12 protein-coding genes are annotated in these 16,785 nt (G+C 51.7%); 6 read left to right on the top strand and 6 right to left on the bottom strand.

The window, feature by feature from the left end:
* The first annotated feature begins 8 nt into the window (after nt 1–8).
* From CWE07_RS07850 to CWE07_RS07840, 3 genes are read left to right on the top strand one after another with little or no spacing between them, the layout of a single operon-like run.
* On the top strand, nt 9–1,352 hold the full coding sequence (locus CWE07_RS07850) for an amidohydrolase family protein (RefSeq protein WP_111569352.1): 1,344 nt from the start codon (nt 9–11) through the stop codon (nt 1,350–1,352).
* A 37-nt stretch (nt 1,353–1,389) separates the two neighbouring features.
* The gene (gene ggt, locus CWE07_RS07845; RefSeq protein WP_157983247.1) at nt 1,390–3,117 is read left to right on the top strand and encodes a gamma-glutamyltransferase; all 1,728 of its coding nucleotides are present in this window, start codon (nt 1,390–1,392) and stop codon (nt 3,115–3,117) included.
* Nucleotides 3,114–4,490 (top strand): amidohydrolase family protein, encoded by a 1,377-nt coding sequence (locus CWE07_RS07840; RefSeq protein WP_111569350.1) that lies wholly within the window; start codon nt 3,114–3,116, stop codon nt 4,488–4,490. Before ggt ends, CWE07_RS07840 begins: the two co-directional genes overlap by 4 nt.
* A 107-nt stretch (nt 4,491–4,597) precedes the next feature.
* Here the strand turns inward: CWE07_RS07840 and CWE07_RS07835 are convergent, their stop codons facing one another.
* The 4 genes from CWE07_RS07835 to CWE07_RS07820 all read right to left on the bottom strand — a co-directional run bounded on the left by CWE07_RS07835 (nt 4,598) and on the right by CWE07_RS07820 (nt 10,490).
* Nucleotides 4,598–5,536, bottom strand: a complete 939-nt coding sequence (locus CWE07_RS07835; protein ID WP_111569349.1) for an SPFH domain-containing protein — start codon at nt 5,534–5,536, stop codon at nt 4,598–4,600.
* A gap of 68 nt (nt 5,537–5,604) precedes the next feature.
* Complete coding sequence (locus CWE07_RS07830; RefSeq protein WP_111569348.1) at nt 5,605–6,162, bottom strand: hydrolase; 558 nt, start codon at nt 6,160–6,162, stop codon at nt 5,605–5,607.
* A gap of 73 nt (nt 6,163–6,235) precedes the next feature.
* Nucleotides 6,236–8,788 carry a penicillin acylase family protein gene (locus CWE07_RS07825; protein ID WP_111569347.1) on the bottom strand — a complete coding sequence of 851 codons (2,553 nt, stop codon included), beginning with the start codon at nt 8,786–8,788 and terminating at the stop codon, nt 6,236–6,238.
* 88 nt (nt 8,789–8,876) lie between these two features.
* Nucleotides 8,877–10,490, bottom strand: coding sequence for a serine hydrolase (locus CWE07_RS07820; RefSeq protein ID WP_111569346.1), 1,614 nt, complete (start codon nt 10,488–10,490; stop codon nt 8,877–8,879).
* 109 nt (nt 10,491–10,599) lie between these two features.
* Between CWE07_RS07820 and CWE07_RS07815 the strand changes: the two genes are divergently transcribed.
* Entirely contained in the window at nt 10,600–11,400 is an 801-nt protein-coding gene (locus tag CWE07_RS07815) for a prephenate dehydratase (protein ID WP_111569345.1), read from the top strand.
* Nucleotides 11,401–11,425: 25 nt separating this feature from the next.
* Here CWE07_RS07815 and CWE07_RS07810 read toward each other — a convergent pair whose 3' ends face one another.
* The gene (locus CWE07_RS07810; protein ID WP_157983246.1) at nt 11,426–13,381 is read right to left on the bottom strand and encodes a DUF389 domain-containing protein; all 1,956 of its coding nucleotides are present in this window, start codon (nt 13,379–13,381) and stop codon (nt 11,426–11,428) included.
* A 186-nt stretch (nt 13,382–13,567) separates the two neighbouring features.
* Between CWE07_RS07810 and CWE07_RS07805 the strand changes: the two genes are divergently transcribed.
* Nucleotides 13,568–15,619: a bifunctional 2',3'-cyclic-nucleotide 2'-phosphodiesterase/3'-nucleotidase gene (locus CWE07_RS07805; RefSeq protein WP_111569343.1), complete on the top strand. Its 2,052-nt coding sequence runs from the start codon at nt 13,568–13,570 to the stop codon at nt 15,617–15,619.
* 46 nt (nt 15,620–15,665) lie between these two features.
* A complete protein-coding gene (locus CWE07_RS07800; protein WP_111569342.1) occupies nt 15,666–16,205 on the top strand; it encodes an Mpo1 family 2-hydroxy fatty acid dioxygenase in 540 nt (179 codons plus the stop codon).
* 3 nt (nt 16,206–16,208) lie between these two features.
* On the opposite strand, the gene CWE07_RS07795 is transcribed toward CWE07_RS07800, so the two are convergent.
* Nucleotides 16,209–16,760 carry a protein tyrosine phosphatase family protein gene (locus CWE07_RS07795; protein ID WP_157983245.1) on the bottom strand — a complete coding sequence of 184 codons (552 nt, stop codon included), beginning with the start codon at nt 16,758–16,760 and terminating at the stop codon, nt 16,209–16,211.
* Between the last annotated feature and the right edge of the window lie 25 nt (nt 16,761–16,785).

The raw sequence follows: 16,785 nt of genomic DNA, 5'->3' as shown, positions 1-16,785 counted from the left end.
GGAATAACATGCAAGCACGGCAGGTCTTCAAAACGTTAGCGGCAGTGACTTTATTGCTAAGTAGTCAAGTGTCTGTGGCTGCGGACTATGTGTTTACCAATGTGAATGTGATCACCATGGAGTCACCGCAGGTGCTTGAGCAGCAAGCGGTAATAGTGCGTGACCAACATATCTATCAAGTGCTGCCAATGGCTGAATTTAGCGCCGAGCATAATAGTCATGTTATTGATGCGCGTGGTCAGTACTTGATTCCGGGTTTGGCTGAAATGCATGGGCATGTGCCACCAACTCAAAGCGACCGCTTTCCCCAGCGCTACTTAAATGACACTTTGTTTCTATATTTGGCAGGCGGTGTGACTACAGTCCGCGGCATGCTAGGGCATGCTGATCAGCTACAGCTCAAACAGGACGTGCAAAGCGGAGCCCGCTTGGGGCCTAATCTGTATTTAGCTGGGCCAAGCTTTAATGGCAATAGTGTCAGTTCGCCCGAGCAAGCGCGCGACATGGTCCGTGAGCATAAGCAAGCGGGCTGGGATTTGCTTAAAATTCACCCAGGGCTTGAATTAGCTGAGTTTGAAGCGGTTGCACAGCAAGCCCGTGCCGAAGGCATCGATTTCGCAGGCCATGTACCCAGTGATGTCCCCCTTGATGTTGCGATGGCAGCAGGCATTCGCACGATTGACCATATGGACGGCTACATTGAGTTCGTGGGCGCGACGGAGCGGGCAATTACCGAGGACGAACTGGAAACCTTGGTGAATATGACGATTGAGTATAATGTCGGCATCGTGCCGACCCAAGTGCTGTGGGCGACATTGATAGGCGCTGCTGACCGCGCTGAACTTGAGCAATTTGCAGAAGCCAAGTACATGCCTGCGAGCGTGCGCGAAGGTTGGCATAATTATTTAGATAATATCAGTCAGTCACGCTATTACAGTGGCGAGCATGCCGACGTGCATCAGCGTAATCGACAACAGTTATTAGCGGCGTTACAAGCCGGTGGTGCAGAAATTCTAATGGGCACCGATGCACCTCAGGTGTATAGCGTGCCTGGTTTAAGCCTTTTTAGAGAGCTTGAGATGATGGCGGATGCCGGCATGACACCGTATGAAATTTTATATTCAGGCACGGTAGCGGTGGGACGCTATTTCGCCCAAGCCCAAGGGCTTGATGAGCCTGAATTTGGTCAGGTGGTAGCAGGTCAACGTGCTGACTTAGTGCTGCTTGCAGACAACCCTTTAGAGACCCTATCGACGGTGGCAGAACCCGCTGGCGTGATGGTACGTGGGCGTTGGTTGAGTCGTACGATGCTGGATGAGAAGTTAGCCGAAATCGAGGCAGCGTATCGTTAATTTTATGCCATTGATGATGCCGCACTCAAAGATCCTGATGGCATGGTTAGCGCGCGTATCTGCGGTTAGCTGTAGCTTACTGTTGCTTGCCTGTGCGCGCGAAAGCGTGCCGCTGGACGATCATAGCGAGCGCAATGCGTTGATTCACAGTCAGCATGCGGTGGTGAGCGCCAATCGCCATGCCAGCGAAATAGGGCGTAATATCATGCGCCAAGGCGGCAACGCAATGGATGCCGCCATCGCGACAAAAATTGCGCTGACGTTTGTTGAACCCCACGAAACCGGGTTAGGTGGGGGCGGCTTTTTACTCTATTACGACGCCCAGAGCGGCCAGCAATATCTGTATGATGGTCGCGAGACAGCGCCCAGCACGGCACATAGTGATTGGTTCAAAGTGCTCGGTATGCCTTTGCATCATTATATCGCAGTCACCCGTGGACGCTCTGTGGGGGTGCCGGGGATGTTGGCGATGCTGGAGCGCGCGCACCAAGATCATGGCCAATTGCCATGGGCACAACTCTTTGAAGCGACGATAGCAATGGCTGAGCAAGGCATTGATATGCCGCCGCGGTTACAGCGCCAATATGCCGCTGACCGCAGTTTGCGCTGGTTTGGCGACATGCGGCACTTACACCAACAGCGCTCCGCCGATGATACGCCTTGGCTGGTCAATACTGAATTAGCGCATACGCTGAGCCTATTTGCTGCCGAAGGTAGCGCGCCGCTCTATCATGGCAGCGTCGGTGAGGCTTACCGCGAGCGTGCTGCTCAGCGCTGGCCGATGCGTGGTGAATTAAGCGCCCAAGATTTTGCGGACTATCAGGCGGTTATGCGCGACCCTCTGTGTGGTGACTACCGAGGCTGGACGGTTTGTTCGGCGTCAGCACCCTCGTCGGCAGGCGTGGCACTGCTGCAAATTCTTGGCATTCTTTCGCATTACGACATTGCCAGTATGTCACCAGACAGCCCGACATTTATTCATTTATACACCGAGGCGAGCAGGCTCGCTTTTGCTGACCGCCAGTACTACTTGGGTGACCCTGCATTTACCAATATCAATGAAAGTAAATTGATTGCGCCCGACTACTTGCAGAAACGAGCTGGTTTGATTTCGCGCGACCGCGTGATGCGAAAAGCAAACCCCGGTGACCCAGATGGTGAGGTGCAAATTCGTCATGCCCCTGCAGTCAAAGAAGATGACGAATATGGCACTTCGCATTTAAGTGTCGTCGACCACCAAGGCAACGCGGTGGCGTTAACTGGCTCGATTGAAGCACCATTTGGCAGTCGTATGATGGCACGTGGTTTGATGCTGAATAATCAATTGACGGACTTCGACTTTGACTCAGAGCTGTCTGACCGTCTTGCACCTAACCGGGTAGAACCGGGCAAGCGCCCGCGCAGCTCGATGGCACCGACGTTGATTTTCTCACCGGACGGTGAACTGACGTATGTGCTGGGCTCGCGCGGTGGTAGTCGTATTATCGGCTATGTGGCAAAAACGGTGATAGGTGTGATTGACTGGCGCTTAAGTTTGCAGCGCGCGATTGATTTACCGAATATGTTGCATCGTGGTGAGCGCTTAGAGCTTGAAGCAGGCACCGTGTTAGATGAGCGCGTAGAGAGCTTGCTGCGTTTAGGGCACAAAGTGGATTTAATTACGTTAGAGAGCGGCGTTCACGGCATTGAACGCGTTGATGATGGGTGGCGAGGGGCTGCTGATAAGCGCATGGAAGGCGCAGTGTATGGAGATTCCCGAGAATGAAACAATTATCACTGGTGGCATTAGGTGTCGGTATCGCAATTGGGCTTGCTGGCTGCGGACAAGCTGAACAAACCGCTTCGATTCCAGCGGCTGAGCCTATTGAGGGTGCGTATTCCGATGAATTACGTGAGTTACTGGCCGACAGCCAAGTATTCACAGTGGCCTACGCATGGGACGGTGTCAGTGCCAGCTATATCGAAAATGCGGCCATTGTGGTGCGTGAAGGTCGTGTGATGAGCATGTTTTCCACCGACGCTCAAAGCTTGCCTGAAGACGGTGTAGATATTACGGATTTAGGTCAGCGCTATGTGTTACCGGGCTTAATTAATGCCCATGGCCATGTGGGTATGGCAGATGGCCTTCAAACCGGTGAGGCGGTATACAGCCAGCAGCTGGTGCGTGACCAGTTGGCGACCTACGCACATTACGGCATCACCTCGGTGGTTAGCCTTGGTGATGAGCCTGAGCAAGCGTTCCAGGTGCGCGATGAAATGAACCCGCGTGCACCAGGCATGTCGCGTTTATGGGTTGCAGGCGATGTCCTTGACCCAAGCAGCCCGGAAGACGCAGTCAGCGCAGTAGCTGGCGCCGCTGCTACCAACCCGGACTGGGTCAAAATTCGCGTTGATAGTCAACTTGGGCGCCAAACTGCGATGTCTGAACCTGTTTATAGTCAGGTGATTGAAAGCAGCCACGAGCATGATTTACCGCTAGCTTCGCATATGGTTACGCTGGAGCATGCCAAGGGTTTGATGCGCGCGAATACCGATTTGCTGGCTCACAGTGTGCGTGACGCCGAAGTGGATGACGAGCTGATAGATTTAATGTTGCAGGCTCAGGTGTGTATGACCCCCACGCTGACCCGTGAAGTTTCGACCTTTGTTTATGCCCAAGAACCTGATTTCTTTGCTGACCCGTTTTTCCGCCAAACCGTTGATGATGATATGATTGCGCAATTACTTGAGCCTGAAATGCAGCAAAACTATCAGGGTCAGGACGCACAGTACTATGAGCAAGCCTTGCCCTTAGCAATGCAAAATATGGTGCGCATGCATGAAGCGGGGGTAGGGATCGCCATGGGGACAGACAGTGGGCCACCCGCACGCTTTCAAGGCTACTTTGAACATATGGAAATGGAGATGATGGAAGACGCGGGCATGTCGGCACTGGATGTGTTGCTAAGCGCAACCTCGGTCGCTGCGCAGTGTATGGGCCTTGGCGATGAATTGGGACGCTTAGCAAGTGGTTACTGGGCCGACTTCGTCGTGTTCGAGCAAGACCCGATGCAGGGCATGCAACACTTGCGTAGTATCGAACAGGTATACATAGCTGGTGAGCGTTTCGAATCACCGTTTGGCGATTACACCCGTTAATTGTGCGTGAAGCTGAGTTGATCAGCTATTAAGATATAGTTAGTTAAAACAAAACCGCCCAAGTTATTCACTTGGGCGGTTTTGTTTTTTTACACGCGTCGATTCGCTTAACCGACCACAGGCGGCTTCGGCTTTTTCTTCGCGGCGTTACTTACTGCGCTACCGCTGATAATGGCGTTACGAATTTCGTCCATTTGGTCTAGTTGACCGGTTGGCTGTGGCACCATGATGACAGTGCCGTCTTTGCCAATGGACTCTAACGCATCCACGTAGTTGGTGAAGGTCAGTAGGTAGACCACATGCTCGGCGCCAATGCCGTTCTTTTCGTCCACCACCATATCAATTGACTCACGTAAACCTTCAGCGATGGCCTTACGCTGACCTGCGACACCCTGACCGGCAAGAATTTTCGACTCTTTATCGGCTTCCGCTTTCTTAACGATTTTGATCCGTTCAGCTTCGGCTTCATGTTCTGCAGCGCGGCGCTCACGCTCAGCCGCATTGATACGGTTCATTGAGCGTTTGACGTCCTCATTCGGGTCAATGTCAGTGACTAGCGTATTGCGAATACGGAAACCAAACTCTTCCATAGCCTCTTGTAGCTGTTCCATCACCACATTGGAAATTTCGTCTTTGTTATCAAACACATTATCTAGTGACTGGCGTGGAATTTGCGCCCGCACCACATCAAAGACATATGAGGTGATTTGCTCTTCAGGGTCGTCGAGTTGGTAAAACGCGTTGTATGCGGCCTCTGCCGATTCAACAAAGTATTGCACCGAAACCCGCGCGATGACGAATACGTTATCCGCGGTTTTAGTTTCAATCGACACATTTAATTGCTGCACACGTAGCGATTGTTTGTGAGAAATCTTTTCAACGAATGGAATTAAGAAATTTAGCCCCGGTTCTAATGTGCGGGTGTATTTACCGAAGCGTTCAACCAACGCGACATGACGGTGTGGAATTAAGCGCACCGAAAGGGCCAAAATAGCCACCACGGCGAGGGCTATGACGGCATATTCGATGGGAAATGTTTGTTGCATGGGACACCTCTTAAATGCTGAATAAAACGGCTGACTAAAACAATATACTGGTTACTAGTTGATCTAGATTAGCGCAAAAAGTTGCGGCTAATGTGCTTAAATTCATCGGTCGCACTGCGGTGTAACCATTCAAAAGCTACCATCTCGCTACTCACGATTTGGCAGCCGTTGTCGCGTAAACGCTGTAATGCTAAGCGTTTATCGCTTTCGCGGCGACTACCAACGGCGTCTTCTACAACGAAAACCTTAAAGCCTTGAGCCTGCATGTCGAGGGCGGTTTGCAGCACGCAGACATGGGTTTCTGTGCCAGTAAGAACAATTTGCTGGCGCTTAGTTTGGCTAAAATATTCACGCACGTGCTGTTCAGCATACGCACTAAAGTGAGTTTTCTCCAGCTTTTGCGCGCTCGCCAGCAACCCATTGAGCTCATTCACCGTGGGGCCAAGGCCTTGCGGATATTGCTCGGTATATACCACCGGCACAAGCAGTTGGTTGGCAATGGCCAGCAGCCATTGATGCCGTTCAATCAGCGCAGCGACATTGACAATAGCTGGCGCCAAGCGTTGTTGCACATCAACCACACACAACACGCTTTGATCACGCTGTATCAGCGAATTGAGTCGCATATAACCTCCTTAAAAAAATAAGCCCGGTACTTAAGGTATAAGACCGGGCTTTGTTTCGACACTTACTAAAGGTCTAGTCTTGCTCGACTTCCATCGTAATGCTCAAGCTTTCAATGGTGGCGTCGGCGATATCATCGTTGCTAAACGGAATATCGCGCAAGCGAGGTTCGGCTGAGTAGAACAAGGTTTGGTCGAGGAAGTGTGGCGACTCTACATCGCTTGACTGTGAGTACGTCAGCAAACCACGTGCTTCAGGCCCTTGCTCAGTGAATTGCATCACAAACATCCAGCTTGAACCTGAGGTAATGTGATACCCCTCGCCCTCAGCGCTTAACTGCGAGCCACTGATCGTTGGATACAAATGGCGTGGTAGCAAGGTGCCGTCTTGCGCGCCTTGACGTGCAAACACGTTAAAGCCACCTTCAATGTTGTTCGCGCCACCCCAAGGTAGTTTAGTGCCTGACGCCTGACCGTTTGGTAATGAGCGCTCTACGAACTGCACTTCACCGAATGGCGCATCGACGGCTAAACCCGCTTGTTCAATCGTGCGAATGGCGTTGGCTAAATGTACTAACGTAGTGTTGGTTCGGGCCAAAGTATTCGGCGTGTTAATTGGATCCGCTGGGTTAAATGCGACCTGCCACTGAGGGTTGGTCGCAAAGCGCTGGGCAAACTCGCGCAGTACCAATGCACCGACACTATCGGTATTCATGATGCCGTTCCACTGTGCCAATGCGTTACAACCCGCGCTGATATCCACATCACCGTTAGTGGTTGTCACTGGTGTGGTGCCGCGCTCAGTACAAAACTCGACTAAGTCTTCAACTACGGCCTCACCTAAGAATGCACGGTTACTAATCAGCGCATTCTCCAGCATGCTTAAATCTAAGCTACCCGCTTCACGCAGTTCGGCTAACTTGACTTGTCCCATCCGTGAACGCAAGGTTTGCTGATTATTAACCCGACCATATAACAAGAAGTCACCAGTAATTGGCGAGTTTGCGTTAGTCAGCCAGTAACTATCGTTTGAGTTTTGAACCGAGTCAGTACCACGTAACTGTGGTGCGCGCTCAAATGGCACCGTACCGCGGGCACGGAATTCAGCGCTATTACCGGGCACCAGGAAGAATGGTGCCTGTAAACGCGTTGCCAGTAACACTGGGTCGTCAACTAAACGGTTTAAGGTTGCAGGGCTCAAGTCTGGTACGCTGGAACCGTCAGTAAAGAACACGTCGCCATCTCGATCCGTTGCCATAATGTTATTGAAAATCAAACCAGTATGGCGGTAGAACGAGGCCTCAACATCGTCAATATCACGTGCGGTATTCAACGCTAACCAATGATCAACCACGTCAAAGTTCGGGTAGTTGGCATCGAAAATAGCAAAGGCTGAGGTTTGGCCTTGGAAGTTTTGGCCCCACTCAAAATTGCCTGGGATCGAAATCATTGGTCCAAATGAACTGAAATAGAAGTCACGTGCAAATGTCACTGTGTTGCCACCACCAACATTCACTTCCACTTCGACACGGCGGCTTTCCATTTCCTGTGATTCGCCATCGACCAGGTAGCTCAACCCGCGGTCATCGGCCGGATCAAGTTCTAGCTGGTATACCACAAAGCGCTGCGCGGTTGAAAAGGTGTGAGTCCACGCGACGTTTTCATTGAAGCCGATATTGATCAAGCCAGGGAAGCCGGACAATGAGCCACCGACCACTTTAAGCTCGCCGGGGATCTCAATACCAGACTGCCAGAAGCGTTGATTACCGGAATGTGGGAAGTGCGGGTTAGCCAGTAGCATACCGCTGGAGCCAGTGAAATCGGCACCTAAGCCCCAACCATTCGAGCCCATTTCAGTCGGGTTGGTGTCAGGCATTGACATGTTCGCAATGCGTGTGCCATCAAAACTGTAATCGTATTCTAAAGGTAGCTCGGTACTGACCATCTCTGGGGCGAAACTCTCACCCGGTGGTACCGCCGCGAACATGGCTTCAATCAGGTTAGCGGTGCCAGGTAATAATGCGACGCCCTGGGCGTAGGTCATCAAGTCCACTTCAGTGACTTCGCGCATCCATGGTTGACCACGGCAAGGCAACGGCACATCTGCCGCACGCTCAGTAATAAACTTGTTGTAGCCGGCAGCATAGCCTTGCAATAAGGCGCGTGTTTGGTCGCTGAATGTGTCTAAAGCCGCTTCAACATTACCGCGTAAGTCCAAGGCTTTGTAGGCAAAGTCATTGACTAAGTTGAGGTTGTCGGTGCCTTGTACATGTGGGCCAAAGAAGCGTGCGCGCTCGCCATTAAAGCGCACAATTTGATCGGCAATGATACAGGCATTATCGCGTGCAAATGCATAGCCGGAACCGAAGGCGATACCTTGCAAGCTATCGGACGTAATATACGGCACACCATATTCAGCCCAGCGAATATCGGCGCTGACTTCACCTTCGCTGAACGCTGTGACACTCACAGGTGTGGGTAATTGTGGCTGACCACCGCCCGTTGGTGGGGCTGGTGGATTGACAGGTTGAGGGTTGACTGGGTCTGAATCTGAGTTACACGCAGAGAGTGCGAGAACGCAGGCGCCAGCCACGAGGCTAAGGCGCCAAGCCTTTGATGTGGCACGCATATTTGAGTTCCTGTTTGTTAGTATTGTGTTGCAGGTCAAGCTCAGTATTGCGCGCAGGCGGTGAAAAAGCAATCAGCTTAAATTCAGCTTATTCCGGCACAGGTGTAAAGCTAACGTCACGGAAATAGTTGCTGGGAAATAAACCAACCTGAGTCATCACCGGGCGTAATGTAAAGCGTACATTCAATGCTTCAACGTTGCCTTGGCTGTCGCGGGTGAAGTAAACAAACTTTTCACGTTGCGCGCGGTTGTGGTAACTCGCCAGCCAGGTGTCATGGTGCCAATGCTCAAGGTCTAACAAGCTTTCACCATCGTCCCACAGGTGCAACGACAGGCCGCCGTCGGCGTTCTCGAATACTTCAATCTCGCCGTATAGTGGGTCTTGGTAACGCCCGACCATTTGAGTATGGTTTAAGCTAGGCTGTGTGTTTGCTTGGCGCGCTGCAATGATAGCTTCGCGTTCTTGCATGGTTTGCTGAAAACGTGCCTGGAAGTCGTCATAATAATGATTCTTCCAATCGTACTCTGGTAAGCCCGCCATACGATCAATGATTTCATTCACCACCGCAGGCCGATAGCCGTCAAAGGTATTGGTGATCACTACTATACCGAGGTCTAGTTTTGGCACTAGCGTGAGTGAGGTATTGAAGCCATCGGTCGCACCGCCATGAGAAGACACCGCGTAGCCGCGATAGGTGTCTAAGGTCCAGCCCAAACCGTAGCCACGCAAAGGTTCGGTTTTACCACTACGCGGTAAACTGACTTGTGCTTGATGCATCTCGCGCATTACTGCGTCGCTTAATAAGCGCTGGCCTTGATACACGCCGGCGTCGCCAAGTTGCAAGCGCATCCATTGCGCCATATCGTGAATACTGGTATTCACTGACGCCGAAGGGCCAACGTTGTCAAAGTTGCGCCGTGCAATTGGCACAATCTCGCCTTCAATATATTGGTGCGGGTGGGCAATATTGCGATCATTCGGGTCAAATTGAGTGATTGAGGTATTCGAGCGGGTCATATTTAAAGGTGCGAATAAGCGCTCCGCCATAAAGTCGTCCCAAGACTGGCCACTGACTGCCGCTACAACCTCACCCGCCACTGAGTACATCACATTGCTGTACACATAACGCGAGCGAAATGGTGCTTCGAAAGTATGGTGGCGCATCTGTTTTATCACGTGTTCGCGGCTCGCGGTGGGCATATAGCGAATCTGGTTGCCGGTCATGCGCCCAACCCCCACTTGATGACTTAGCAGGTCGCGGATGGTGACATGTTGCGTCACCCAAGGGTCGCTGAGTTGAAAATAGGGCAAGTGGTCAATCACCCGATCATCCCAGTCCAACTTGCCGTCATCCACTAGCATTCCGATGGCGGCTGCGGTCATCGCCTTGGTGGTCGATGCCACGCCAAACAGTGTGTCTGCATCAATGGGGTCGCTTTGCTCAAGGCCTAATGCGCCAAAGCCTTGCGCAAAAATAAGCTGGTCTTGATAGACAATACCGACAGCCATACCGGGAATCTGCCATTGTTCACGGCCACTTTCGATAAAATCGCTGAGGGGGCTACGCGAGCCAGGATTGAGTAGTTCAGTGCCGGCACTGCGTTGAGCGGATGCAGACGTATCAGCTTGTGCGTGAGCTTGAGTCGGTATAGTCGGGTATAAAAGGCAAGCGGTGACCAATGGAATAAAGTAAAAACGCATGGGTTGTCCTTGTAAAGCTTGGCTGCACAAATGTTTTCGCCCAGCACGGCGGATATTGAATATAGTATGGAACCCACATACTATCGAAGTTTTTGATTTGAGGTAAGTCGTGCAAGTAGCAACCCTTGGACCGTCCGGTACTTTTAGCGAGCAGGCTGCGCTGGGTTTATTCGCGCCTGCACAAGGCCATCAACTGCAATTGCACAGCCACTTACAACGTTGTTTGCTGGCACTGCCAGCACAAGCGGATGTCGCGGTAGTGCCGATAGAAAACGTCTCTGAAGGGTTTGTACCGGTGGTACTTGATTACTTAGTCACTGCGGACGTACATATTGCACAAGAAATGAGTCTTCCCATCGCCTTTAGTGTGTGTGCGCACGGCGACAACATAGAGCGTTTATACGTGCAATTCGTCGCCCGTGGCCAGTGCCGCGATTACATTGACAGTTTAGGTGACATTGAGATTGTGCCAACGCAGAGCAACACCGAATCTTTAGCGTTAGCAACAGAGTACGGGCAGGGGGCTGGCGCGATTATACCTAGCCATTTGGACCAGCAATTACCCGCATCCATGCACTGCTTGCGCACCGACGTACAGGATTACAGTCATAATCAGACGCGCTTTGTGGTGCTTAAGGCAGGGCCAACACCAAGGGATGCGGTCGGTAATAAGACATCCATTATGGTGATCAATGACGATGACCGCCCTGGTTTACTGGAGAAGGTGCTGCACTGCTTTTCCACACGTCGACTTAACTTGACTTCAATTGTGTCGCGCCCAACCGGGCAAGGGTTTGGTCGTTATCACTTTTTTATTGATGTTGCAGTAGAAGTAGAAAACATTGCCATGCAAGGGGCATTAAAAGGCGTCAGTCAAATTGCGCGGGTGAAAGTGTTGGGGTGCTATTAAGCACCCCGTTTGCTAGTGGCCGCGGCTAAATCTTTAAGCGATGGCCAAGTTCAAGGGTGACGCTGCGTTGCCATTGGCTTTCTAACTCGGCTTTGAGTGCTTCGCCTTGCTCTAGGCTCAACGGTTCGCGGCCGAGGCTTTCGGCGCGAATATGAATCAAGTCCTTACTCACGCTCACCTGCACATTGACTAACTGCACACGCTGCTGCAACACCTCGAATTCACGTTGGGCAACGTCACGTTCAATTTGCCAGTGTTGATACATGCCAAAGAACGAAACCGATAGTGGAATCGCGATTACGACCATGGATAACGCAGTGACCAGAAGGCCGCGCTTAGCGCGCTGTACTGGCGCGTAACCAAGCACCATAAAGGTCACCACTGCTGCGCCGATGACGCCAATTAAGTTGGTGACGAATAATAGACCAGCGCCCATCACCATATCCAAACGCCACCAGCCAATACCAATACCGACCACGCAAAGTGGCGGCACTAACGCGACCGCAATGGCGACACCGGGCAAGCTGCGCATCACTGATGAGCGCGCGTAGGCGTACGCACCTGCGACACCACACGCAATCGCGATGCCGAGGTCGAGTATCGCGGGTTGCAGGCGGCCACTAATTTCGGGGGTGATATTTTCAATCGGGAAGATACGCGCAATCACCGCGGCTGTGGTAAGCGATAGACCAATACCAACACCGATAGTGCGCAAGGATTGCAGCAGAAGTTGGCGCTCGCCGCGCAACAGCCCCATCGCAGCAGACACCAAAGGAGCCATCAGCGGCGCTAAGATCATCGCGCCAATAATCACCGCAGCGCTGTTCACAAACAGACCTAAAGCAGCCACCATGGTACTTAGCATCATCAAGGCGATGTAATCGGGGCTGGTGGTGGCGTTGTCACGCAGCTGTACAAAGGCTTCTTTGAAATCTTCTTCCAGCGCATGGGTAAAAAACGGTAAGCGGCGCGCAATATTGGCTACCCGAGCTTCATTTTGCGGCAGGTTCTCAATCCGCATCGTATCTTTATTGTCGTTCGAGGCCTGATGCATGGCGTGGTAGGCATCACTTAAATTGACCCGAACTGCGCGAGGGTACATGTCCAGACAGATCTTGTCGGCTTTACGTGGCTTTCCATCCAGATAAAACTTAATCGGTTGTGCACTTTCAATCAGCAAACGGTCCGCTTTTATATAGCTGACTGCTTGTGGTAGACGCTGCAGAGATCTGCGGCGGCGACCTAAGGTGGCGAGTAAGAAAGCGATGTACTGCACAATAGATTTCGGTGCAATAACAATGGCAGAAAAGCGCGCGTCTTGTGCTGATAGACTCGTGTCCAGCAGACGTGCTGCGCCACCTTGGAGGTCATTTTCAAACGCAACCAAGCCGGTTATCGCCGTGCGAATACCTTGTTTGCGAGCCGTGGATAACGTCACGGGCATCACGCGAATACTAAAAAGTGTAAGTACGCTAGACCAAAACAACGCCAGCCAGTAGAGTAGAAAACGCCAGCTAGACTGGTTACGCTGTAAATAAGCGCTATTTTGCTGCTTTAGAAACGGGGTTTGACCAACGCTGACAGTGCCAAGCACTATTTCCTCATTACAGCGTAAGATATCCAATGCTTCGGGGTCATTTTCTAACGCCAAACGTATGGCAGCGTCGGTCTTGGTTGGAAGCTTAAACCATTGCGTCAGCATTAAGCCTTTATGCAGCGGCACGAAACCAAGGGAAAAATTAAGCGTTTTTGCCAGCTCAATATAATCGCGTACGCTTTGGTCGGTGACCAAAGCGACGACATGCTCAGCTTGGTCCATGTAGTAACCTGGTTGACTTAAAAACTCATCTTCAGTGACGTCAATGAGCTGAATGTCATGGGTTAAACCGAAGCTATGAATGCTTTGCAATAGCGGGTACTGACCTTCTGGATGCACCAGTAGCGCTTTCTCGACGAAACGTGTTTTGTGGGCTTCAGACATATTTTTGCGCGCCGTAGCTAGCCGAAATGGCGACATGTTTAGGTAAAGAAGTTAAGCATGCTAACGGTGTCATGCGCAATGGTATATGCGTCATATTTAACTTATATAATGAACCAGGATTGAAAGCTTTTAGCTTTGCGTCTTTTATCTTCAGGAACTGCGTTTTTAGCAAGGCGGTCAAACTTTATGCAAACACATCGCAATTCTCATCAAGCTCTACTTGCAAGTAAGCTGCGTGTCGACGTTCCTAAAACTTTGTTGGCAGCTGCTTGTGCCTCCTGGTTAGTCGCTTGCGCACCGTCTTCGCAGCCGTCACCTGCGGCGGTGCCTGCAGACACGCGCATCCAATTACGCTTGATAGAAACCACTGATTTACATGCACATATGTTGGGCTATGACTACTTCACCCAGCAAGGTGATAGCAGCTTCGGCCTCGAACATACCGCGGCGCTAATTGCGCATGCGCGTGCTGAGAGCCCAAACAATTTGTTAATTGATAATGGTGACCTTATTCAGGGGGCTGCATTGGGCGACTGGGTTGCTGCGCAGCCCAGCGACTACTTAGCACAGCAGGTGCATCCGGTGATCGCAACGTTGAATCAGTTGCAATACGATGTGGCGAATTTAGGCAATCATGAATTCGATTTTGGCTTAGATTTTCTCAACGCCACAATGGCGGGTGCTGAGTTTGATGTTATCAGCGCTAATGTATTTTACGCCGATACTCCGGAACATGCTGGTCGCCAGCGTTTAGGCCAAGGCCCTGCAATAAGTGAACGGCGGCCACTTGCACAACCCTATGTAATAAAGCGTCGTCAATTGACTGACAGTCAAGGGCGTGAACATACCGTCAATATTGGGGTGATTGGCTTTTTGCCACCGCAAATTATGAATTGGAACGCACGTCACTTGCGTGACCAAGTCGCAGTATATGACATGGTCGATGCCGCGCGGCATTTTATCCCACAAATGCAGCAAGCCGGTGCTGACATTATTGTCGCCGTGCCTCATGCAGGGTTGCAGTTATTTGACGATTATCCGCAGTTTGCTGAACAAGCAACGTTACAGCTAGCGCAAGTCGATGGTATCGACGCGATTTTATTTGGTCACCAGCATAACATTTTCCCCGGTGACGCGCGCTACGACGATTTGCCGGGGGTTGATAACCAAGGCGGATATATCCACGGTGTGCCTGCTGTGCAACCGGGTTACTGGGGTAACCACTTAGGCGTGATCGACTTGTACCTCGAACCACAGGGTCGAGGCTGGCAAGTGGTGGATAGCCAAGTCACCGTCAAAGCTCTGAGTGGCGAGCGCGATGCCACGGTGAAAGAAGTGGTCGCAGAGGCCCATGCGAGTACTTTGGAGTGGCTGCAAACTCCGCTCTTGAACATGCAACGCCCGCTGCGTAATTACTTCGCTCAAGTGGGTCCTGAGCTCACGGTACAACTCGTCAACCAAGCTCAGCTCGAGCATGGCAAAGCCTTGCAACGCTTGGGTATGTTGCCGCCTGACCTGCCAATCTTAAGTGCCGCAGCACCATTTAGAAATGGTGGCCAAGGGCCAGAGCATTACACCAGCATTGAGGCAGGAGAAATTACCTTAGCCAACGTTAAAGACATGTATGTGTTTCCCAATACCATTCAGATAGTGAAGGTGACCGGTATTCAGTTACGTGATTGGCTGGAAATGAGCGCTCGCATATATAACCAAATCCAAATGCAGGCCACATCGCCCGAACCACTGCTAAGCGGCGAGGTAGCGAGCTTTAATTTTGACGTACTCGCAGGCATTACCTATGAGCTGCAACCGCACTACCCGGCACGCTTTGATAGTCAGGGCGAACTGGTGAATCGGCGTAACCATCGGGTATACAATTTACGGTATCAAGGCGAGCTGATCAGAGCGGACGATGAGTTTTTGGTGGTAACCAATAATTATCGCGCGGGTGGCGGCGGAAACTTTCCCCACTTAGACGGCTCGACCACGGTCTACGAAGGACCCCACGAAGTGCGTGACGTGTTACTTGATTATGTCACTCAATTGGGCCAGCAGTACCCCAACGGATACCGCCCAGAAGTGATTGAAAACTGGTATTTGGTGTTGCCACGCGGCGCTCAGGTATATATTCATAGCGGTGCCTCGTCCAGTGCTCAGCAGGAGGCTAGACAGCAGCGTGACATCGAGTATATCGGGCGCGACGAACGCGGTTATGGGCGCTATCGAATATTGCCTTAGCTAATATGCGCGCGTATGCTGCTAATTGACCTATTGGAGCCATGATATGAAAACGATTACTCAACAGCTCGCTCAATACGCGTGTTATCACCGCGATAAGCGCAACATTGCGACCCACTTAGTCGGTATCCCGCTCATCGTGTTGGGTATTATTGCCTTACTTGCGCGCGCTCATTTTGCCACCGTCGCGGGTATAGACATTACTTTGGCACTCGTTGTAGTGGTGGCCGCTGGGGTTTATTACTGGCGCTTAGATGCCGCCTTCGGCGTGTTGATGACGGTATTATTACTGCTGGGCATCTGGGCGACCGCTGGTATTGCGTCGGCACCCACGGCGTTGTGGTTAAGCTGGAGCCTTGGGCTGTTCGTAGTCGGCTGGGTATGGCAATTTGTCGGCCATTATTTTGAAGGGCGTAAACCCGCATTCGTTGACGACTTAATGGGATTGGTCATCGGCCCGCTGTTTGTGGTCGCTGAAGTGGTGTTTATGTTAGGTCTGCGGCGCAACTTACGCCATGCCGTAGAAGACGAAGTGGCGCGACTGATGCCAGATACCAGTAGTCACGCCCCGACGCCACAGGTGTAGCGATTACTCGTCAGCGTTTTTTATAGCTTCGGTCACAAACGGCTCTAAACTGGTTAGGCCGTAGGCACGGCCAATCTCCAAGGCCGCGTCTACGTCCTGACCTTGATACCAAGCTGCGTGCAGTGCCAACATAGCGCCGACGCGATTGCCACTGGCACAATGCAATAGCGCTGGGTCATCGCCGATACGTTGCAATATGGTGTCTAAAGCCGCCACATGTTCGCGGGTTAAATCCTCACCCCCAGCAATAGGAATGTGATAATACGCCATGCCTGCAGCCGACACGTCTGCTGCATTATTCAAGCCCGCGCGTGCTGCTTCCTGTGGCGGACGTAAATCAACGACATGTCGAACGCCATGGCTGGCAAACTCAGCGTACTGCTCTGCTGTTGGCTGTCCCGCACTATAGTGTTGCGAGGTTGCCTTTTGCACATAGGCGACTTCCTCTAATGTCGCTGGAACCTCATCTTCGGCATTCGCAGCAAACGCGCTGAGGAGTAGCGCAGGGACCCATAGGGCGATCCAAACGCCCTGACTAAATAACCTTGATAGCATCTTTACACTCCTTTTGATACCAAGC

This window comes from Aliidiomarina maris (genome assembly GCF_003987335.1).
Lineage (GTDB): Bacteria > Pseudomonadota > Gammaproteobacteria > Enterobacterales > Alteromonadaceae > Aliidiomarina > Aliidiomarina maris.
Note: the sequence above shows the minus strand (reverse complement) of the source record. Positions and strands in the feature narration are given on the sequence as shown.